The sequence below is a fragment of the Herbiconiux sp. genome, assembly GCF_023264895.1.
Lineage (GTDB): Bacteria > Actinomycetota > Actinomycetes > Actinomycetales > Microbacteriaceae > Herbiconiux.
On the sequence record NZ_JAHFUY010000026.1, the window covers coordinates 45,881 to 65,745 of the forward strand.

The 19,865-nt window shown below is 70.3% G+C and carries 19 protein-coding genes; 5 read left to right on the forward strand and 14 right to left on the reverse strand.

The genetic code is table 11. The features are described from left to right. Nucleotides 1–44: 44 nt before the first annotated feature. The 12 genes from Q0D57_RS05875 to Q0D57_RS05930 form a co-directional block, all read right to left on the reverse strand. Nucleotides 45–1,019, reverse strand: a complete 975-nt coding sequence (locus Q0D57_RS05875; RefSeq protein WP_291039753.1) for a transporter substrate-binding domain-containing protein — start codon at nucleotides 1,017–1,019, stop codon at nucleotides 45–47. Between the two features lie 151 nt (nucleotides 1,020–1,170). Then, nucleotides 1,171–1,530: a hypothetical protein gene (locus Q0D57_RS05880; RefSeq protein WP_291039755.1), complete on the reverse strand. Its 360-nt coding sequence runs from the start codon at nucleotides 1,528–1,530 to the stop codon at nucleotides 1,171–1,173. After that, on the reverse strand, nucleotides 1,527–2,354 hold the full coding sequence (locus Q0D57_RS05885) for a PaaX family transcriptional regulator C-terminal domain-containing protein (RefSeq protein ID WP_291039757.1): 828 nt from the start codon (nucleotides 2,352–2,354) through the stop codon (nucleotides 1,527–1,529). The genes Q0D57_RS05880 and Q0D57_RS05885 overlap by 4 nt, the downstream gene beginning before the upstream one ends. Nucleotides 2,355–2,371: 17 nt before the next feature. Continuing rightward, nucleotides 2,372–3,751 (reverse strand): kynureninase, encoded by a 1,380-nt coding sequence (kynU, locus tag Q0D57_RS05890; RefSeq protein WP_291039762.1) that lies wholly within the window; start codon nucleotides 3,749–3,751, stop codon nucleotides 2,372–2,374. Continuing rightward, nucleotides 3,748–4,794 carry an amidohydrolase gene (locus Q0D57_RS05895; RefSeq protein WP_291039764.1) on the reverse strand — a complete coding sequence of 349 codons (1,047 nt, stop codon included), beginning with the start codon at nucleotides 4,792–4,794 and terminating at the stop codon, nucleotides 3,748–3,750. Before Q0D57_RS05895 ends, kynU begins: the two co-directional genes overlap by 4 nt. 5 nt (nucleotides 4,795–4,799) lie before the next feature. Beyond that, nucleotides 4,800–5,654 carry a tryptophan 2,3-dioxygenase gene (gene kynA / locus Q0D57_RS05900; RefSeq protein WP_291039766.1) on the reverse strand — a complete coding sequence of 285 codons (855 nt, stop codon included), beginning with the start codon at nucleotides 5,652–5,654 and terminating at the stop codon, nucleotides 4,800–4,802. An 87-nt stretch (nucleotides 5,655–5,741) separates the two neighbouring features. Further along, nucleotides 5,742–6,158: a VOC family protein gene (locus Q0D57_RS05905; RefSeq protein WP_291039768.1), complete on the reverse strand. Its 417-nt coding sequence runs from the start codon at nucleotides 6,156–6,158 to the stop codon at nucleotides 5,742–5,744. Between the two features lie 50 nt (nucleotides 6,159–6,208). Next, nucleotides 6,209–7,117, reverse strand: a complete 909-nt coding sequence (locus tag Q0D57_RS05910) for an EamA family transporter (protein ID WP_291039770.1) — start codon at nucleotides 7,115–7,117, stop codon at nucleotides 6,209–6,211. Nucleotides 7,118–7,209: 92 nt separating this feature from the next. After that, on the reverse strand, nucleotides 7,210–7,716 hold the full coding sequence (locus Q0D57_RS05915) for a hypothetical protein (protein ID WP_291039773.1): 507 nt from the start codon (nucleotides 7,714–7,716) through the stop codon (nucleotides 7,210–7,212). Nucleotides 7,717–7,767: 51 nt separating this feature from the next. Then, entirely contained in the window at nucleotides 7,768–8,613 is an 846-nt protein-coding gene (locus Q0D57_RS05920; protein ID WP_291039775.1) for a DUF4097 family beta strand repeat-containing protein, read from the reverse strand. A gap of 44 nt (nucleotides 8,614–8,657) precedes the next feature. Beyond that, nucleotides 8,658–9,308 (reverse strand): response regulator transcription factor, encoded by a 651-nt coding sequence (locus Q0D57_RS05925; protein WP_291039778.1) that lies wholly within the window; start codon nucleotides 9,306–9,308, stop codon nucleotides 8,658–8,660. Then, the gene (locus tag Q0D57_RS05930) at nucleotides 9,296–10,504 is read right to left on the reverse strand and encodes a histidine kinase (protein ID WP_291039781.1); all 1,209 of its coding nucleotides are present in this window, start codon (nucleotides 10,502–10,504) and stop codon (nucleotides 9,296–9,298) included. Before Q0D57_RS05930 ends, Q0D57_RS05925 begins: the two co-directional genes overlap by 13 nt. 136 nt (nucleotides 10,505–10,640) lie before the next feature. Here Q0D57_RS05930 and Q0D57_RS05935 point away from each other — a divergent pair, with 136 nt between their 5' ends. The 5 genes from Q0D57_RS05935 to Q0D57_RS05955 all read left to right on the forward strand — a co-directional run bounded on the left by Q0D57_RS05935 (nucleotide 10,641) and on the right by Q0D57_RS05955 (nucleotide 16,681). Continuing rightward, the gene (locus tag Q0D57_RS05935) at nucleotides 10,641–12,305 is read left to right on the forward strand and encodes a circularly permuted type 2 ATP-grasp protein (protein ID WP_291039783.1); all 1,665 of its coding nucleotides are present in this window, start codon (nucleotides 10,641–10,643) and stop codon (nucleotides 12,303–12,305) included. A gap of 5 nt (nucleotides 12,306–12,310) precedes the next feature. Beyond that, nucleotides 12,311–13,243, forward strand: coding sequence for an alpha-E domain-containing protein (locus tag Q0D57_RS05940; protein ID WP_291039800.1), 933 nt, complete (start codon nucleotides 12,311–12,313; stop codon nucleotides 13,241–13,243). Further along, the gene (locus Q0D57_RS05945) at nucleotides 13,240–14,085 is read left to right on the forward strand and encodes a transglutaminase family protein (RefSeq protein WP_259525474.1); all 846 of its coding nucleotides are present in this window, start codon (nucleotides 13,240–13,242) and stop codon (nucleotides 14,083–14,085) included. Before Q0D57_RS05940 ends, Q0D57_RS05945 begins: the two co-directional genes overlap by 4 nt. 242 nt (nucleotides 14,086–14,327) lie before the next feature. Continuing rightward, nucleotides 14,328–15,353: an alpha/beta fold hydrolase gene (locus tag Q0D57_RS05950; RefSeq protein WP_291039786.1), complete on the forward strand. Its 1,026-nt coding sequence runs from the start codon at nucleotides 14,328–14,330 to the stop codon at nucleotides 15,351–15,353. Further along, the gene (locus Q0D57_RS05955; protein WP_291039788.1) at nucleotides 15,353–16,681 is read left to right on the forward strand and encodes an alpha/beta hydrolase-fold protein; all 1,329 of its coding nucleotides are present in this window, start codon (nucleotides 15,353–15,355) and stop codon (nucleotides 16,679–16,681) included. The genes Q0D57_RS05950 and Q0D57_RS05955 overlap by 1 nt, the downstream gene beginning before the upstream one ends. A gap of 19 nt (nucleotides 16,682–16,700) precedes the next feature. Here the strand turns inward: Q0D57_RS05955 and Q0D57_RS05960 are convergent, their stop codons facing one another. Both Q0D57_RS05960 and Q0D57_RS05965 read right to left on the reverse strand, forming a co-directional pair. After that, on the reverse strand, nucleotides 16,701–18,596 hold the full coding sequence (locus Q0D57_RS05960) for a cell wall-binding repeat-containing protein (RefSeq protein WP_291039791.1): 1,896 nt from the start codon (nucleotides 18,594–18,596) through the stop codon (nucleotides 16,701–16,703). Between the two features lie 44 nt (nucleotides 18,597–18,640). Beyond that, nucleotides 18,641–19,865, reverse strand: a 1,225-nt coding sequence (locus Q0D57_RS05965) for a glycosyl hydrolase family 65 protein (protein ID WP_291039793.1), incomplete at its 5' end; no start/stop codon positions are given.

Here is a 19,865-nt window from a genome sequence, read left to right on the forward strand (position 1 = left end):
GAAGGGGACGGGCGGGAGGCCGGTGGCGCTCCCGCCCGTCGGTGCTACTCGGTCTCGCCGACCGGGGTGCCGCTCAGCGGGTTGATGACGACCTCGTCGGCCGTGAGGGCGGAGGACTCGAGGCCGTAGCCCGCGAGGATCTCCTCGTAGGTGCCGTTCTCGATGATCGCCTTGAGGGCGTCGGCGAGGGCCGTCGACAGCTCGGGGTTCGACTTCGCCACGGCGATGCCGAGGAGCCCGGGGTCGGCGACCTCGGACTCGGCGACCGGGATCTCGACGGAGGCGAACGCGTCGGGCAGGGCCTCGACCGCGGCGAGCTGGTTGGCGGTGCCGTCGACCCAGCCGTCGATCGTGCCGGCCTGCACGGCGCTCACGGCGTTCTGCGCGTTCGGGTACTCGGCCACCGAGATGGCCGGCTCGCCCTCCGCCACGCAGGCGTCACTCGCCGCGGTGATCATGGCCGAGACGGTGGAGCCGACCCCGCCTCCGAGGGTGAGGCCGCAGCCGCTCGCGAGGGAGTCGAGGTCCTCCGGGTTCCCGGCGGGAACGAGGATGGAGTAGGTGCCGCGGTAGAACGGGATCAGGTCGACGACGCCGACCTCGCGCTCGGCCGTGACGCTGACCTGGCCGAGGAGCGCATCGACGTTGCCGCTCTGCACGCCGGGCAGCTGCGCCGGCCACTGCAGGTTCTGCCACTCGGGAGTGACACCGAGCACGTCGCTGAGGGCCGCCGCGAGCTCAGGGGCCAGGCCGATCGGCACCGTGGAGTCGTCGACCGAGACGTTCACCATGGGCGGGTTCTCCCAGAGGGCGCCGAACGAGACCGACTTCGACTCCTGGTTGGCGGCGGGCAGCTCGTCGAAGAGCGCCTGGTCGAACGAGGCCGCGGCCTCGGTGGTGGCGGGCGTGCCGGCATCGCTGCCGGTGCTGCACGCGGCGAGGCCCGCGAGGGTGGCCACCGCGACCGCCGCGACGGCGAGCTTCGTGACGGTCGGGGGCAAGAGGTGCGGAGTGCTCAATGGATGTCCTTGGAGTCGAGGGATGAAGACATTGCTGACGGTGCACTGTGCCGGGGAGAACGTTCCCCGCATCCCTTTGTAGCCCCCGAATATGTCGCCGGTTCGCTCCTCGTATTACGGTCATGTTTCTTTTTGCTGACTTGCGTCAGGATTACGTCAGATCGGTGTCGATCCATCCCACGTCGATGCTCTCGGCGGCCGCCGCCGCCGCGATCCGATTCCGATCGAGCTCGCCGGAGAGGAGGAAGAGCGCCGCGCAGTACTCGTGGCCGTAGCGCTGGAGGAAGTCCACGACGTCGTCGGTGCGGAGGGCCGACTCGCCGGGCCGGGACTGGAGGCGGTTGAGTCGGCGCTCCGGAGCGAGCCCTCGCTCCGTCACGATCCTGACGGCCTCCTCCTCGACGACCTCCGGGATCGGCGAGCCGAGCATGACCTGCATCCGGGGGCTCTCCGGCCGGTAGGACTCCTCGAGGAAGGCGCGGACGGCGGCACGATCGGTGAGCAGGTTCACGGCGTCTCCTCCTCGACGCCGAGCACGGCGCGGACGTAGTCCCAGCCGGCGTCGGCGTAGGTGGTCGAGATGGCGGAGAACAGGGCCGTCGTCTCCTCGCCCGGCCAGTCGACCGGCAGGAGGTCCGAGGGCAGCCCCGGATCGATGTAGGGGATGATCCGCCAGGTGTCGACCCCGCGGATGTAGCGCGCGAAGGCCACGGCGTCGGTCTCGGCGGTGCCGTCGGCGAGGAGTGCCGACAGCTCGACCGCGACCTCGCGGTGCAGGGTCTCGAGCGCCGTGAGGTCCCACCACTCGGCGATGGCATCCGACAGCTCACCGGCGACCCGGGGCCGTTCGGTGCGGAGGAGGGTCGCGTGGCGGCGGATGTCGAGGTCGTTCAGGATGTCCTCGACCTCGTCGGCGAGGAAGTCGGGGCAGATCCAGAGGGCGGGCGAGATCATCCCGCCGCCGATCCAGTACAGCCGGCGCCTCAGCTGGTGCCGCACGTGCCGGAGCTCCTCGGGCAGCGAGAAGGAGATGACGCACCACGGGTCGTCCGGCTGCATGTGCCGGGCCGAGAAGATCCGGCGGTCGCCCTTGCCGAGCATCGTCGCCGCCTCGGGGGCGAGGGCGTAGCCGCTCACCTTGTCGCGGGAGTGCGGGACGAGCAGGCCCTTCTTCTTCAGTCGCACGACGGCCGTGCGGGTGAGGGGGGCCGAGACGTCGAGCTGCTCCATCACCTCGATCAGGTCGGCGATCGAGATCCAGCCGCCCGCGCGCCGGAGGTAGAGGCCGATCACGGTGCGGATGAGTGACGTGGTGCTCCCGGGGCGGGAGTCCATGTCATCCAGGATGTGGCTCACCGCCCGGGGTCCGCGTCCGCTCCGGATTCCGCATCCGCATCGGAGTCCGGATCGGCATCCGCATCGGCGAGGATGTCGCGGATCGCCTCGACCGCCACGAGCACCTCGCCGAAGGAGGTGCTGAGCGGGGAGAGCCCGAGCCGGAGGCCGTCGGGGTTGCGGAAGTCCGGGATGATCCCGCGCTTCCACAGCTCGGCGGTCACGGCCTTGAAGCGAGGATGCCGGATGGTGACGTGGCTGCCGCGCTCGCCGCTGTCGCGCGGGCTCGCGACCTGTACGCCGAACGGCGTCAGCAGGTCGTCGACGATCCGGATCGTGTACTCGGTGAGCGCGATCGACTTCTCGCGGATGGCGGGCATCCCCGCCTCCTCGATGAGCTCGAGCATGCCCTGCATCGGGAGCATGCCGAGAATGGGAGGGGTGCCGCTGATGAAGCGGCGCATCCCTTTCGCCGGCACGTAGCCCTCGGCCATGGCGAAGATGTCGCCCGCCCCCATCCAGCCCTGGATGGGCTGGTCGAGCTCGTCCTGCAGCGCGCTCGCCACGTAGGCGAAGGCGGGCGAGCCAGGGCCGCCATTGAGGTACTTGTAGGTGCAGCCCACGGCGATGTCGACGTTCCAGGCATCGAGCTCGGTCGGCACCGACCCTGCCGAGTGGCAGAGGTCCCAGAGCACGAGCGCGCCCGCGTCGTGCACGCGCGCCGTGATGCCGGCCACGTCGGCCAGGTGGCCGGAGCGGTACGAGACGTGGCTGAGCACGACGAGCGCGACCTGGTCGCCGAACGACTCGCCCGAGGCGGCGGTGAGCGCCTCGTCGATCAGGTCGGTCGTGATCCCGGCCGCCTTGTCCACGCGGATCCACTGCAGCTCGAGCCCGCACTCCCGCGCGATGCCCTCGGCGATGAACCGGTCGGTGGGGAAGTTGTCGTCGTCCATGAGGATGCGCGTGCGACCCGGCCGTGCGGTCACTGCCGCGCGCATCATCTTGTAGAGCAGCACGGTGGTGGAGTCGGCGACGACGGTCTGGCCGGGCGCCGCACCGAGGGTCGAGGCGGCGATCCGGTCGCCGAGGCGGAGCGGGAGGTCGAGCCAGCGCTCGTCCCATGAGCGGATCAGGCGGGTGCCCCACTCACCGGCCACGACCTCGGTGAAGTCCGCTGCCGTCTGCCGGAGCGGGCGCCCGAGCGAGTTGCCGTCGAGGTAGGCGACGACGCCGTCGGCCGGGAGGAAGCGGTCGCGGAAGCGGGCGAGCGGGTCCGTGCGGTCGAGCTCCTCGGCCGAGGGCGCGGCGGCTGCGGCGGCTGCGGTGGTCGCAGTGGCCGCGGTGGTGGTGGCGCCGGCTTCCGAGGGTGCGGTGGCGGGTGTCGCGGTCGTCATGAGGTCATCTCCTGGATCTGCGCGGCCGGAACGGCCTGAGCGGTGGCGAGCCACGCGGCGAGGCCGCCGAGCTCGCGAGGGCGTGGGGTCGGGATGATCGAGATCAGGCCGCCGGGGCGGGCGCCGGATCGCGGGCGGGCCAGCGACCGCACGACGGCTCCGGCGTCGAGGCCCGCGTCGACGAGGGCCTCGAGCTCGCGCTGGTTGATGCCGGTGGGGAGGGGCCCGTTGCCGAGGTCGGTGCCGTAGAGCACCTCGCCGCCGGCGCGGTGGAACCTCGCCAGATTGTCGCGCGCGACCTCGAAGTCGTCGGTGCGCTCGCCCCAGCCGTGGATGTCGAGGGTCGAGACCCAGCGCATCCGCTTCGCCATGCCGGCGACGAGGGCGTCGGGCAGGGGCTCGCTCCACGGGGTGTGGGCCAGCAGGTCGACTCCGGCATCGGCGGCGCGGGCGGCCGAGCCGATCCCCTCGACGTGCGCGACGACCGGCAGCCCGAGCTCGTGCGCGGAGCCGACGACCGCGCGGGAGATGTCGCCGTCGAGCACGGCCTCGTCGTCGTGCAGGGCGAGCTTGATCACGTGGGCGCCGAACCCGTGCATCTCGGCGACCGCCGCGATCGCATCCTCGACCGAGGCCAGCTCGCGCACGGCCGCCGGGTCGGCCCAGCTGCGGGTGCCGGGGTAGCCGCCCGTCGCCGTCAGGAACGCGCCGGCGTACTCGATGTCGAGCGCACCGGCGCCGTCCGCGTTCTCGCCCATCGACCGGGCTGCGCGCGCCGACAGCGCCGACAGTGCCACCGGATCCCCGCCGAGATCGAGCACACGGGCGATCCCACCCGGAACGAGCGCCTCCGCGTCGATCAGGCCGAGGTGCACATGCGAATCGGTGAATCCGGGCAGGACCGCACCATCGAGGGTCCCGTCCACACCATTGGGCGGTGCCGTCTCGACGATCGAGGCGACGCCCCCGGTGACCTGCACGAGCGAGGGCCCGCGCCAGCCGTCGGCCCAGGCATCCGCCACCGCGAAGCAACCGTCTCCCACCGCGCTCAGGCCCCGATCTCGGTGCGCACGGCGAACAGCTCGGGGAAGAAGGTGAGGTTGAGGGCGCGCTGCAGGAACTCGGCACCGCTCGATCCGCCCGTGCCGGTCTTCATACCGATCGTGCGCTGCACCGTGCGGAGGTGCCGGAAGCGCCAGAACTGGAAGTTGTCCTCGAGGTCGACGAGCTCCTCGCAGGCCTCGTAGACCCGCCAGTTGTCGGTGGCCGAGGTGTAGATGGTCGTGAAGACCGGCACGAGCTCGGGGGTGAAGACGTGCGCCTTCGTGACGTCGCGCTCGAGCAGGCTCGCCGGCACGTCGAAGCCCTGGCGTGCGAGGTAGCGGAGGAACTCGTCGTAGAGGCTCGGCGCCTCGAGGAGCTCCCGCAGCTCGGCCTGGGCGCTCGGGTCGGCCTCGAAGACCGAGAGCATCTTCTCGTTCTTGTTGCCGAGGATGAACTCGATCGCGCGGTACTGGTGCGACTGGAAGCCGGAGGAGTTCGCCAGGAAGCCGCGGAACTCGGAGTACTCGGTCGGCGTGAGGGTGGCGAGCACCGACCACTGCTGGGTGAGGGTCTCCTGGATGTGCTTGATCCGCGCGATCCGCTTCAGGGCCGTGCCGATGTCGTCGTCGCGGAGGCAGAGCTGCGCGCTCCGCAGCTCGTGCAGCATGAGCTTCAGCCAGAGCTCGCTCGTCTGGTGCTGGATGATGAACAGCAGCTCGTCGTGATGCTCCGGAACGCTCACCGGGCGCTGGAGGTCCAGCAGCTCGTCGAGCGCGAGGTAGGAGCCGTACGACATCCGCTTGCTGAAGTCGGTGACGATCCCGGCCTCGAGCGGCCTCGTGTTGCCATCGGTGCTCATGGCGCCCTTTCGTTGATCCAGAGTCTATGAAATCGTGACGGCCGTCAAGCATGCGAAATGTGAAAGCCTTGTTACGGTCGCGTGACGTCATGAGCCGACGAAGGTGCCGGGGCGATAGCTGCCGAACGTCCACAGGTTGCCCTCGGGGTCGCGGAGCGTGAACGCGAGGCCCACGATGCTGTCGACGAGCGGGACGGCGACCTCGCCGCCTGCCGCCAGGGCGCGCTCGAGAGCGGCCCTCACATCGGTCACGGTGATCTCGATGTGTGCCGGCCCCGAGGGCAGCACGGGCTTCTCGGGGCGGAACTCCACGAGCGACATGACGACGATCACGCCGTCGCCGTGCCAGAGCTCGGCGTGCTCCACGGCGCCGTCGCGCTCGACGAGCAGATCGGTCTCGAAGCCGGCGACCTCGTTCAGCCAGCGGATGCCGGCTGCCGCGTCGTCGTAGCGCACCACCGGGGTGACGGTTCCGGATCGCCGCAGCGGGACTCGATCGCTCATGTTTCACGATTGTAGCGTGCGTCAGACCATCGACATAGACCATCCCGAGGTCAGGGGGTCGACTCGGCCACCTGCTCGAGGGGCGGCCTCGGGCGGTCGCGCTGGGTGGCGATGGCGGTGGCGGCCGCGATGCAGACCACGGCGATCGCGACGACCTCCACCACGGTGAGGTGCTCGCCGAGGATCAGGACGCCGAAGATCGCGGCCACCACCGGTCCCGAGGCGGTGATGATGGCGTAGAGGCGAGGGGTGATGCGGCGGAGCACGAAGGTGTCGAGGCTGTAGGGGATGGCCGAGGAGAGCACTCCTACGCCCACGAGGATGGCGAGCACGCGCCAGTCGATCGCGCTGACGTCGAGCGTGAGGAACGCGATCGGCAGCAGCAGCGCGAGGCTCACCACCGTGGCGACCGTGAGCCCCTCCAGCCCCGGCAGCCGCAGCGCGACCCGGCGGGTGAGCAGGATGTAGGCCGCCCAGGCGCCCGCCGCGGTGAGCGCGAGCACGACGCCCCAGACGTTCATGGTGCCGTCGAAGCCCGTGAGCGTGAAGACACCGGCTGCCGCCACGAGGGCGCAGACCACGTCGAGCGCCCGCCGCGAGGCGACGAGGGCCACCGCGAGCGGCCCCAGGAACTCGATCGTGGCGGCGATGCCGAGCCCGAGGAGGTGCACGGCTTCGTAGAAGGAGAGGTTCATGACCGCCATCGCGACGCCGAGGAGGAGCGCCGGCCAGAGTCGGCGGAGCGTGAGGTGGGCGCGCTTCGGGCGGTAGATGGGGAGCACCACGGCGGCCATCACGAGCTGGCGGGCCGCCACCACCACGAACGCGCCCACCACCGGGATGACGAGGCCCGCGAGAGCCGAGCCGAGGTTCACGCTCACGCTCGTGCCGAGCTGGGTGACGGATCCGGCGACCGTGCGGCCCCGGGTGGAGGGGGCGGGGCCGTCTGGGGTGGTCACCCCCCGAGTCTGCCGTGTTGCGGCCGGTTGCGCGTCGCAGGGCTGGGTGGCGTCACCTGCCGCGCGTCACCGGCCTGGCTGCGCCTCGCGGCTCAGGCCGCGATGACCCAGCGACCTCCGTCGAGGGAGTCGGGCTTGGCCGGGGCGGCGTGCAGGGTGTGCAGGCCGCGGGTCGAGGTGATCGATGCCTCCGCGGCGGCCTTCTCGAGCTTCTCGGCGAAGGCCTTCCAGTACTCCAGCCCCTGCGGGAAGCCGAAGTGCTCCCGCACCGAGGTCACGAGCACCTCGGAACCCTCGCCCGCCGGCCGCACCTCGATCACCACGTCGTCGGCCGAGACGTAGTTGAGGCCCCACACCCCGGGCCGGAGCTCCTTGGCCCGGCGCTTGGGCAGGTTCGTGATGAGCTTCTGCGCCGTGGCCGGGTCGGTGCCGAGCACCACGGAGCGGCTGAACTCCGCGAGCATCCCGGGCACCGCGGTGACCTTGCGCTCGGCCGCCGTGGAGCGGAGCTTGCGCCTCGCCCAGACCCGGAACGAGGCCAGGCCGATCACGACGACGAGGAAGCCGATGACGATGAGTCCGAGCAGGTTGCTGTCCATGCCGCTACTGTGCCGAGGCCCGGGTCGAGCGGCAATGGGGAGAACTCCCCGTCAGCGCCCGGGCGAGCGCTCGAGCGTGATGGTGCCGGCGCTCGATTCGAACGAGTAGACGCGGTCCGCGCCCGGCGTGCTCGCGAGCTCCTGGTCGACGCCGCCGGCGGAGGTGTCGGTGCGGATCTCGTACTCGCCGTCCGGCAGTGCCACGCGCACGTCGCCCGCCGAGCTCCCCATGCGGATCGCGGAGGGCAGCGTCACGAACTCGAGCCGCACGGTGCCGGCCGAGCTCTCCGAGAGCACCTCGCCCGAGACGTCGAGTCCGAGACCCGTGATGTTGCCGGCCGAGGTCTCCGACCTCAGCGAGGCCGCCGAGCCCGCGAGCTCGATGTTGCCCGCCGAGCTGTCGATCGTGATCGCGGCGAAGTCGCCGTCGACGAGCACCTCGCCGGCCGACGACCCGATGTCGAGCGCCACGGGCTCGAGCGACTCGGGCAGCACGACGTCGAGCGAGGCCGAGTCGACGCCCGAGAGCAGCCCGAAGACCCACCAGCCGCGGCTCTTCACCGTGACGTGCAGGGTGTCGCCGCGCTGCTCCTGGTCGAAGCGGAGCGGGGCGCCGGCCGAGTCGAAGTCGAGCTGCACCTCGTCGACGTCGCCGTAGCGCACCGAGACGTTCGCCGCGCTCGTGTCGATGTCGAGGGCCGAGAAGTCGCCATCGGCGGTGTAGCGGCCCGAGTCGTCGCCCCCCGTCGAGGCCTGCGCGAACTGCACGCCGCCGAGCACGAGGAAGCCGGCCACGAGGGCCGATCCTGTGATGAGGAGGCCGTTGCGGAGCGCCTTGCCGCCGGGCGCATCCGGGGCAGTGGGGGAGGAGTGGGAGGTGGTGGTCTTGTCGGTCATGGGATGTCGCTTCCGTAGGAGTGGATCAGGGGAGTGGATGGGGGTCAGGCGCGTGCGCCGAGGTACTTGAGCACGGCGAGCACGCGCCGGTTGCCGCTCTCGGCCGACGGCAGGCCGAGCTTGCCGAAGATCGAGGAGATGAACTTCTCCACCGCACCCTCGGTCACGTGCATCCGCGCGGCGATCGCGTTGTTGGAGCGCCCCTCGGCCATCAGCTGCAGCGCCTCGCGTTCGCGGGCGGTGAGGGCGTCGAGCTCGCGTGAGCGCTGGGAGCGGATGACGATCTGCGCCACGACCTCCGGGTCGAGCGCCGTGCCGCCGGAGCCGACTGTGTCGACCGCCGCGAGGAACTCCTCGATGTCGGCCACGCGATCCTTCAGCAGATAGCCGAGGCCCGCCGAGTCGCCGGCGATGAGCTCGGCGGCGTAGCGCTCCTCGACGTACTGCGAGAGCACGAGCACGGGCAGCGGATCGGCGCTCGAGCGCAGCAGCACGGCCGCGCGGATGCCCTCGTCGGTGAAGGTCGGCGGCATCCGCACGTCGACGATGGCGAGGTCGGGCCGATCGGCGTCGACGGCCCGCAGCAGGTCTTCGGCCGAGGCCACCGAGGCGGCGATCTCGTGGCCCGCGTCGGCGAGCAGTCGTTCGAGTCCGGCGCGCAGCAGCACCGAGTCCTCCGCGATCAGAATGCGCACGGTGCCTCCACGGTGAGGATGGTGGGGCCGCCGGTGGGGCTCTCCACGGTGAGGGTGCCGCCCGCGGCGCGCACCCGGTCGGCCATGCCGCTGAGGCCCACGCCTCCGCCGTGCCCGGCCGCCGCACCGCCCACGCCGTTGTCGAAGACGACCGCGCGGACACCCGCCTCGGTCTGCGTGACGCTCACCGAGCATCCGGATGCCCGGGAGTGCTTGCTCACGTTGGTGAGCGCCTCCGAGACGGCGAAGTAGAGCATGGCCTCCGTCTCCTTCGAGGGGCGCGTGGGCAGGTCGACCCGCACGGTCGTGGGCACGGTGCAGTGCTCGGCCACGGCCGAGAGCGCCGCGTCGAGCCCGCGGTCGGCGAGCACGGCGGGGTGGATGCCGCGGGCGAGGTGCCGGAGGTCGGTGATCGACTCCTTGGTCTCGCGGTGCGCCTCGTCGAGCAGGGTGCGGGCGCCCTCGGGGTCGGTGTCGAGCTTGGCGCGGGCCATGCCGAGGGTCATCGCCACCGAGACGAGCCGGGGCTGCACGCCGTCGTGCAGGTCGCGCTCGATGCGCTGGCGCTCGGTGGCGGCGGCGTCGACCGCTCCCTGGCGTGCGCCCTGCAGCACGTCGACGCGCTCCTCGAGGGCCGCCGTGCGACTCGCGCCGAGGAGCATGCGGCTGAGCTCGCGGTCGAGCAGGCCCGCGCCGTAGGTGTAGGCGACGAGCACGGCCAGGCCGAGCACGCCGGCCAGCACGGTGAGGAGGCCGGGCGGGATGAGGGCGGCGGCCCCGCGCTGCACCCCCACCAGCAGTTCGAAGGCGGTCTGCAGCAGCACCCAGAAGACGGTGCCGAGCACCAGGCTGAGCAGGTTGTGCAGCAGCCCCTTCCAGAGAGTGGGGGAGAAGGTGTCGAGGAGCACCTGGCCGAGCCAGCCCGCGAAGCCCGAGTTCGCGCTGCGGCGGCCCTCGTGGGGGGCGGTGATGACGACGCCGTACAGCGCTTCGGCCCGGCGCCGCTCGACGAAGCGGATGCCCTCGGCGAGCCGCACGACGACCCACAGCAGGAGGATGCCGACCCCGAACACCGGGATGAGCCCGATGCCCGTCGGGAGGAGCGAGACGAGCACCGTGAACCAGACGACACCGAGGATGCCGTCGATCGCGAGGTCGGCCGCTGAGGACCAGAGGAAGAGGAGTCTGCGTTGCACGGTTCAACCGTAGGGCGGCGCTCTCGGGCGGGTCGATGGTGCCTCCCGGCCACTTCGAACGGGGGATAACCCCCGGCTCTCCACAGCCGCTCGGCCGGAAACACCCCCGCAACACCCGAGCAGTAGGCTCGCGACCATGGTTGACCTGTTCGACGGCTACGGCGCCACCCTCCTGCCGAGATCGCGGCGCGGGGGCGCTTCCCCGTGGGATGAGATGTTCCCCGAGCCCAAGTCGCTCGACCCCGTCGAGGCGCGTGCGGCCTACAAAGACATCTACCGCGCGCTCGCCAAGATGACGCAGGAGGAGCTGCGCGGTCGCACCGACGCGCTCGCCTCGAGCTACCTCGCGCAGGGCGTCACGTTCGACTTCGCGGGCGAGGAGCGGCCGTTCCCGCTCGACGCCGTGCCGCGCGTGATCGCGCAGAGCGAGTGGGTCGACGTGGAGGGCGGCATCAAGCAGCGCGTGCGTGCGCTCGAGGCCTTCCTCGCCGACATCTACGGCTCCCAGGCCGCCGTCCGCGACGGCGTCATCCCGGCCGGGCTGATCAGCTCGTCGAGCCACTTCCACCGTGAGGCCGCGGGCATCGTCTCGCCCAACAACGTGCGCATCCAGGTCTCGGGCATCGACCTCATCCGCGACGAGCACGGCGCCTGGCGGGTGCTGGAGGACAACGTGCGCGTGCCCTCCGGCGTCTCCTACGTCATCTCGAACCGGCGGGTCATGGCGCAGACCCTGCCCGAGCTCTTCGTCTCGATGCGGGTGCGGCCGGTCGGCGACTACCCCAACAAGCTGCTGCAGGCCCTCCGCGCCTCGGCGCCCACAGGGGTCGACGACCCGACCGTGGTGGTGCTCACCCCCGGCGTCTACAACTCGGCCTACTTCGAGCACACGCTGCTCGCGCGCCTCATGGGGGTCGAACTCGTCGAGGGGCGCGACCTGTTCTGCTCGGGCGGGCGGGTGTGGATGCGCACGACGGCCGGCCCCACCCGCGTCGACGTGATCTACCGCCGGGTCGACGACGAGTTCATCGACCCGCTGCAGTTCCGCGCCGACTCGATGCTCGGCTCGCCGGGGCTCCTCATGGCGGCCCGGCTCGGCAACGTCACCATCGCCAACGCGGTCGGCAACGGCGTGGCCGACGACAAGCTCGTCTACACCTACATGCCCGACCTCATCGAGTACTACCTCGGCGAGAAGCCCGTCATCCCGAACGTCGACACCTGGCGGCTCGAAGACCCGGGAGCGCTCGAGGAGGTGCTCGACCGGCTCGACGAGCTCGTGGTGAAGCCCGTCGACGGCTCGGGCGGCAAAGGGCTCGTGGTGGGCCCGGATGCCTCGCCCAAGGAGCTCGAGACCCTGCGGAGCCGGCTCATCGCCGATCCGCGCGGGTGGATAGCGCAGCCCGTGGTGCAGCTCTCGACCATCCCGACCCTCGTCGAGGAGGGCATGCGACCGCGGCACGCCGACCTCCGGCCCTTCGCCGTCAACGACGGCAACGACGTGTGGGTGCTGCCCGGCGGGCTCACCCGGGTGGCGCTGCCCGAGGGGCAGCTCGTCGTGAACAGCTCGCAGGGCGGCGGATCGAAGGACACCTGGGTGGTGGGCACCGATCCGCTCTCCTCCTCGAGCGACGGGCACAACATCCAGGGGCTCGTGCACGAGCAGGCGGCCATCACGCAGGCGATCACGATCGTGGGGCATCAGCCGGATCATTCGCCTGAGGATCGGCCTCGGAATCAGGATCAGGCGCAGCAGCAGCAGCAGCAGTCGGCGGTCGCTGTGGAAGGGCCGGTGCTCTGATGGCCATGCTCTCCCGCATCGCGGAGTCGCTGTTCTGGATCGGCCGCTACATCGAGCGCGCCGACGGCACCGCCCGCATCCTCGACGTGCACCTGCAGCTGCTGCTCGAAGATCCGTGGATCGAGGAGAACCTCGCCTGCCGGTCGCTCCTCAGCGTCATGGGCTCCGATGTGCCGGACGACGAGCGCTCACTCACCCGCGCCGACGTGCTCGCCACGCTCGCGGTCGACCGCACGCATCCGGCGTCGATCGCCTACTCGCTCGGTGCCGCCCGCGAGAACGCCCGGCGCGCCCGCGAGATCGTCTCGACCGAGCTCTGGGAGTGCCTCAACACCACGCGCGCCCGCATGCCGCGCAAGATCGCGGGCGAGAAGACGCACGAGTTCTTCGGCTGGGTGCGCGACCGGTCGGCGCTCGCCGTGGGCATCATGGAGTCGTCGGCGTCGCGCGACGAGGCCTGGCACTTCTTCACCCTCGGCCGCTCCATCGAGCGGGCCGACATGACCGCGCGGCTGCTGGCCACGCGGTCGCTCACCGAGGCGTCGGGCCCGTCGTGGACCACGATCCTCCGCTCCTGCGGCGCCTACGAGGCCTACCTCCGCACCTACCGCGGAGTGCCCTCGGCGCGGAACGCGGCGGAGTTCCTGCTGCTCGACCGCCTCTTCCCCCGCTCCATCCTCTACTCGGTCTCGCGGGCCGAGCAGTGCCTCCGAGACCTCGGGCCGCGCAGTGAGCGCATCGGCGTCTCCGACAACTCCCAGCGCCTGCTCGGCCAGATCCGGTCGCAGCTGGAGTACCGCCCGATCACCGACATCCTGCAGGAGCTGCCCCGCTACATGGACAGCGTGCAGGATGCGACGAGTGCGGCCTCCGAGGCCGTGCGGCAGCGCTACTTCCCCACCAACACCGCACCGAGCTGGATCGGAGAGAGCGTATGAACCGGTTGCGCATCCGGCACGTCACCGGCTACCGCTACGAGGGCGAGGTGCAGGCCTCCTACAACGAGGCGCGCATGCTGCCCGTCTCCTCCGAGGGGCAGTTCGTGCTGCACTCCTCTCTCGACATCGCGCCGGTGTCGTCGTCGCACAACTACGTCGACTACTGGGGCACGCGGGTGTCGTCGTTCGAGGTGCTCACGCCGCACAAGGAGCTCTCGCTCACGGCCACCTCGCTCGTGGAGGTGCGGAACCGCACGCACGCGGCGCATCCGGTCGACTGGGAGCTGCTCGCGAACTCGGCTGCGACCTCGACCTCCTCGGTGGAGCAGGCGAAGCAGACGAAGCTCACCGAGCCCTCCGCCGACCTCATCGAGCTCGCGGAGTCGATCGCGTCGAAGCACGTGAGCCCCTGCGAGGCCGCCCTCGAGATCTGCACCGAGATCGGCCGCCAGGTCGAGTACGTGCAGGGTGTCACCGGCGTGCAGTCGAAGGCGCGGGATGCCTGGGTCGACAAGCGCGGTGTCTGCCAGGACATCACGCACATCGCGCTCGGCGCCCTGCGCGCGGTGGGCATCCCGGCCCGCTACGTCTCGGGCTACCTGCACCCGAAGCCCGACGCGGCGATCGGCGAGACGATCGCGGGGGAGTCGCACGCCTGGGTGGAGTGGTTCTGCGGCGACTGGCGCGGTTTCGACCCCACCAACCTCATCGACATCGGCGAACGCCACGTCATCGTCGGCCGGGGCCGCGACTACAACGACGTCGCACCCCTGCGCGGTGTCTACGCGGGCCCCTTCGGCTCGCAGCTCTTCGTGACCGTGGAGATCACCCGCGAATCCTGACGGGGTTCTTGCCGCATTCACCTCCCCTCACCGTCCGCCTCCCTCCCTGCCGTCCGCTCGCGGAGGAATCTCTGCGGCTGGTGGCCTCACGTTCCTCCGTTGGCGTGAATGCGCGCGATGCTCCTCCGTTGCGGCGGCGGAATGGGCGGAATGGGCGGGGTGGTGCGCGAAGCGCGGTCAGCGGCCCGGAAGGGGGGTACTCCGCACCTGATCCGGCGGCGGCCTGCGTGCAAGGATGACGTATGGCTGAGCAGGACCCGCACGAACCGGTGCGCCCCCACGAACCGCAGGACGCGCACGCGACGAGCGGCGGGGAGGGTGGCGGGCATCCGGCGGCGCACTTCACGGCGGTGTTCGTGGATGAGGTCGGTGTGAGGATCACCTACTACGGCTGGACCGTGCAGCAGCCGAAGGCCGTGGTGCAGATCTCCCACGGCGTGGGTGAGCACGGAGCCCGCTACGCGAGCCTCGCGGCCGACCTCAACGCGGCTGGTTACAGCGTCTACGCCGCCGACCAGCGCGGGCACGGCGCCACCGGCCTCGCCCAGCACGGCGGCGACCGGTCGAAGCTCGGGCGGCTGGGGCCTGGCGGGCTGCGGGCGACGGTCGACGACATCCGGCAGCTGGGCGTGCGCATCGCGCGCGAGCACCCGGGGGTGCCGCTCGTGCTGCTCGGGCACAGCTGGGGGTCGCTCATGGTGCAGAAGCTCGTGAACTCGCCGGCGCTCGCGCACTACGCGGGCATCGTGCTGAGCGGAACGGCCTATCGCATGCCCGGGTCGATGGACGGCGGCGACCTCACCCGCAAGCACCGGCCCGTCGCCGTGCCGGGGCAGAGCCCCGTGGTCGGCAATGGTTTCGAGTGGCTGAGCCGCGACGTCGCGGCCCAGGAGCGGGCGGCCGGCGACGAGCTCATGTTCCCCGCCGAGGTGCTGAAGCTCTTCGGCCTGCTCGATGCGCTGCGACTCTTCGGCCGGCCGGCGAAGCGCCTCGACGTCGACGTGCCCCTGCTCATCCTCGTCGGCTCCGACGACACGCTCGGCGGCCGCCGCAGCGCCGAGAAGCTGCGCGACGCCTACCGCACCCGCTCCAAGCTCACGGATGTCACCCTCACCGTCTACGACGACGCCCGCCACGAGATCTTCAACGAGACGAACCGCCTCGACGTGGTGGCCGACCTCGTCGCGTGGCTCGACTCGCGCGTCGCGGTGGCGCCTGCGTCCGGTGACGCGCCCGACTTGCCCACCACGCCCGGGGCTCCCGCCTGATGTTCGACGCGCTCCTCGACACCCGCATCATCGACGGGCCCGTGCCGTGGACGGTGTGGGTCCTCGCCGCCGTCGCCCTCGTGTACCTGCTCGCGCGGCCGCCGCGCATCCGCTGGGTGCTCACCGCGCTGATCGGGCTGCTCGCGGGCGCACTCGTGGCGTTCGCCACCATCTGGGCGGTCGAGGCGCTGAACGTGTTCGGAGTGCCGCTCACGGTGCAGACCGACGCCTGGGTGGTCGCGACCTTCGCGGCGATCGGGCTCGCGGTGGTCAACCTGTGGCGGTCGCGGTGGTGGCGGAAGGTCGTCGCCGTCGTGGGCATCCTGCTCTTCGCCGCCGCCGGCACGCTCGGGGTGAACGCGTACTTCGGGCTCAATCCCACGCTCGCATCGCTGTTCGGGATCACCGTCGAGCATCCGATCGACATCAACAAGCCCACGCCCGACCCGAGCGGAGACCCCGACGGCGACCCCGATGCCGGCCCTGCGAAGCCCCTCTACGAAACCTGGCAGCCGCCGGCCGACATGCCCGCGACCGGTAAGCAGGGCACCCAGGTCATTCCGGCCACCTCCTCGGGCTTCAGTTCGCGGCCCGCGGGCATCTACCTGCCGCCGGCGGCGCAGGTGGAGAACGCGCCCGACCTGCCGCTCATGATCCTGATGATGGGCCAGCCCGGCAACCCGGATCCGCAGTACGTCGCGCAGGTGCTCGACGAGTACGCCGCGAAGAACAACGGCCTCGCCCCGATCGTGATCGTCGCCGACCAGCTCGGGGCCGAGGACATCGATCCGGTCTGCGCCGACACCGACAAGCTCGGCAACGCCGAGAGCTTCATCACGGACGATGTCGTCGCCTGGGCGAGGGCGAACCTGCGCATCCTGCAGGATCCCGCGCACTGGACGATCGCCGGCTACTCCAACGGCGGCGGATGCGCGTTCAAGTACGGCGCGAAGTACCCGGAGCTCTTCGGCAACGTCCTCGACATCTCGGGCGAGCTCTACCCGGGCTCGGAGGAGCCCGACGAGGTCATCGCGAACCTCTTCGGCGGTGACGCTGCGGCTTTCGAGGCGCAAAAGCCCGTCGCCATCCTGGAGTCGCAGGCTCACCCCTACCCCGACACCACCGCGATTTTCACGGTCGGCGGCAACGACCCCACCTTCGAGCCCGAGGCCGAGGCGGCCTCCCAGGCGGCGCAGGCGGCGGGCTGGGCCACCACCTACTACGTCATCCCGGGCGCCGGCCACGTGGCCGACGCCCTCCAGGGCGGTTTCGAAAAGGGCTTCGAGATCCTCTACCCTCGCCTGGGCCTTTCGGCCCCCACCGGCTGATGCCTCGTGATTCGCCGGCTCACACTGTGATGAACGATCTCAACTTGGCCTCGACCGCAGCGGAGACCGAGTTCGTCCCGCCGAGGATGACGATGCGGCGCGGATCGAGACGATCGAGCTCTGCGGCTATGGCGGTCGGAATGCTGTCGGATCTCACCAGGAGCACGGGAGACCCGGTCGCGATGGCCGCCGCCGAGCCCGACAGAGCATCGGGATAGACGAGGCCGGAGGAGACATAGACGGTCGTCGTCGGGGTCGGGAAGGCCCCGGACGAGACCTTGGCGGATACGGCGAAGCGGTCGTCTCCCGCGATCCGGACGGTATTGGGCTGGATCAGCGCCAGGGCGTCGACCACGGCCTGACTGACGGAGGCGGTGCCGCCGAGCACGACGATCTTCGCGGGCGCGAGCCGACGCAGTTCGTTCGAGATCGAAATGGGAACGGAGTCTTTCGGGACGAGCAGTACCGGTCCGCCCAGCCGACCGGCCGCCGCGGAACCCGACAGAGCGTCGGCGAAGGTCGTGCCGGCGGCGACGTAGGCGATGGGGCGGGCTGTGCCGAAGGCCTTGCTCGAGACGGTGGCGGAGACCTCGTAGCGGTCGGCGCCTGCAATCCGGATCACGTCGGTCGAGAAGCTCTTCAACTCGTTCTCGACCGTGGCGGAGATCGTGGAGGAGCCGCCGAGCAGCACGATGCGTTGGGGCGTGAGCCGGGTGAGCTCCGCCGCCACGACGCCTGGGATCTCATTCTTCCGCACGAGCAGCACTGCGCCACCGTGGGCGCCGGCCGCGGCCGAAGCGCTCAGCGCATCGGAGAACACCTCGCCGGAGGCCACGTACACGACGGGCACCATCGGCGCGAACTGCCTCTTCGACACCGCCGCCGACACCTCGTACCGATCCCCGCCGCTCACCCGCGCCACGGTAGGCGTCGCGCTGTACATCTCCACCGAGCTCCCACCGCTTGTCAGTACCGTGCCCACGGACTGATCGACAGCAACCTTGTTGGCGACGAGGGTGCGGAAGCTCGTCTTAAGATCAAGGCTGACCGGATCCAGCATCGTGATCCTTAACGCTCCGGAGGTGTAGAGCACGTCCCTGCTCTCATCGACTGCGACGCTCCAAACGTCCACCCTGGCAGATGTTGCCTCCACAGTCCATGATGTCGGGTCGATCCGGATAAGCCCCTGCGAACTGGCGACGACCAATCCGGACTCGGTGGCGACCATTGCTGTGATGGCGGTCGGGACCGAGTGATGGGTGACACTGCCGTCGATTCCGATCTCCCAGACATCCCTACCGTCTCTCGCACCCACGTACGCGATATGAGTGCTTGGATCGACGACAAAGATCTTCCAAACCGGCCCGGTTGAGAACGTTGTCGTGGTCCCATCGCGTAGGTCGATCTTCTTCACTCTGGCCGTTCGAATGTCATCTCCGACGTAGACGAAGTCGCCGTCCACTACCAACGCCGTCGCGAAGACACCGTCCGCGCCGATGACACGGAGCACCGTGTTGAACGTGGGTGAGGCTGCATCGACATCGATGACGGCAATGGACGACGAATTGAACGAAGCCACCAGAAGGCGGGTCCCGGCCTCATCGATGCTCATCGCGGTGGGCAACGATATCGTCGTCGGGATCGATGCGACCGGGGCCAGGGTTCCGTCGTTGAGATCAAAGACCAGGACGGCCGCGGACGCCCGATCGACGATATACCCGAAGTGCGTTCGACTGTTGACCTCGATACCGCTCGGGCTGCCGTCCACGCCGATCGTCGCGGAATCTACCAACGTGAGTTCGAGATCGCTGGTGCCTATGGCTGACGCGGCAGGTGCTACGAGCATGGCGCTCGAGAAGAGCGCAATGAAGGCGGCCAGTGTCAAACTGCGGCGAAGGATTCCAAACATAGCCATGCCAGGATCTTACGCTCCAGTGAGTAAAACTCAAGTCCCACGATTCAATCCATGCCGACGACGCCCTCCGTGTCGTCGTAGTCCGAGACGATGGTGGGCATCGAGGCCGTGATGACCGAGCCGTCGGCGCGGACCGTGCCCTCGATGTCGGAGGTGGTGGGGGCGCCCTCGATCGTGGGACGGTCGTCCGCAAGGGCGACGGTCACCGGCGCATCCGGGCCCACGAGGATGCGCTCGCCTCGCACCCAGAGCTCGAGCGGCTCTGCCGCCGAGGCCACCGCGGAAGACGGCGCAGGCTCCGAGTGCGAGCCCGCGGGCGACGAGGCGGCCGACAATGCGGGCGACGAGCTGAGCGACGAGCCAGGCGTCGACAGCACCGTGAACGTCATCCGGTCCTGCCGCAGGTCGACCTCCAGCAGGCGCCCGCGGATGGTCACGTGGAACACCAGCGAGGGCCACTCCTCCGGCAGCCGAGGGTCGAAGGTGAAGCGCCCGAGGTAGTCGCGCATGCCGCCGAAGCCGAACGCGAGCGCACTCCAGACACCACCGGTCGACGCCACGTGGATGCCGTCGGCGGTGTTGTTGTGCAGGTCGCCGAGGTCGACGTAGAGGGCGGCCAGGAAATAGCCGAGCGCGAGCTCGCGGTAGCCGACCTCCGCCGCGATGATGGCCTGGGTCGACGCCGAGAGGGTCGAGTCGCCCGTGGTGAGTGCGTCGTAGTACTCGAAGTCGGCGCGCTTCTCGGCGGTCGTGAACTCGTCGCCTTGGAGGAGGAGGGCGAGCACGACGTCGGCCTGCTTGATCACCTGGAAGCGGTAGATCACGAGCGGGTGGAAGTGCAGCAGCAGCGGGCGCTTCGACGGCGGGGTGTTGTCGAGGTCCCAGAGCTCCTTCTCGAGGAACTGGGCGTCCTGCGGGTGGATGCCGAGGTCGGCGTCGAAGAGGATGTGCATGGCCTCGGCGGCCTGCGACCACTCCTCCACCTCGTCGAGCTCGAGGTCGAGCCGGTTGACCATGGCCGCGAAGGCCGACGGATCGTCGCGCTGCATCGCCCGGGTCTGGCGCACGGCCGCACGCAGGTTCGCTCGCGCCATCACGTTCGTGAAGAGGTTGTCGTTGACCACCGTGGTGTACTCATCGGGCCCGGTGACGCCGTGGATGTGGAACGACGACGTCTCCGGATCCGTCGAACCGCCGCGCCCCCGCCAGAAGCCGAGGTCCGCCCACATCCGCGCCGTCTCGACGAGGATGTCGATCGCCCCGCGGGCG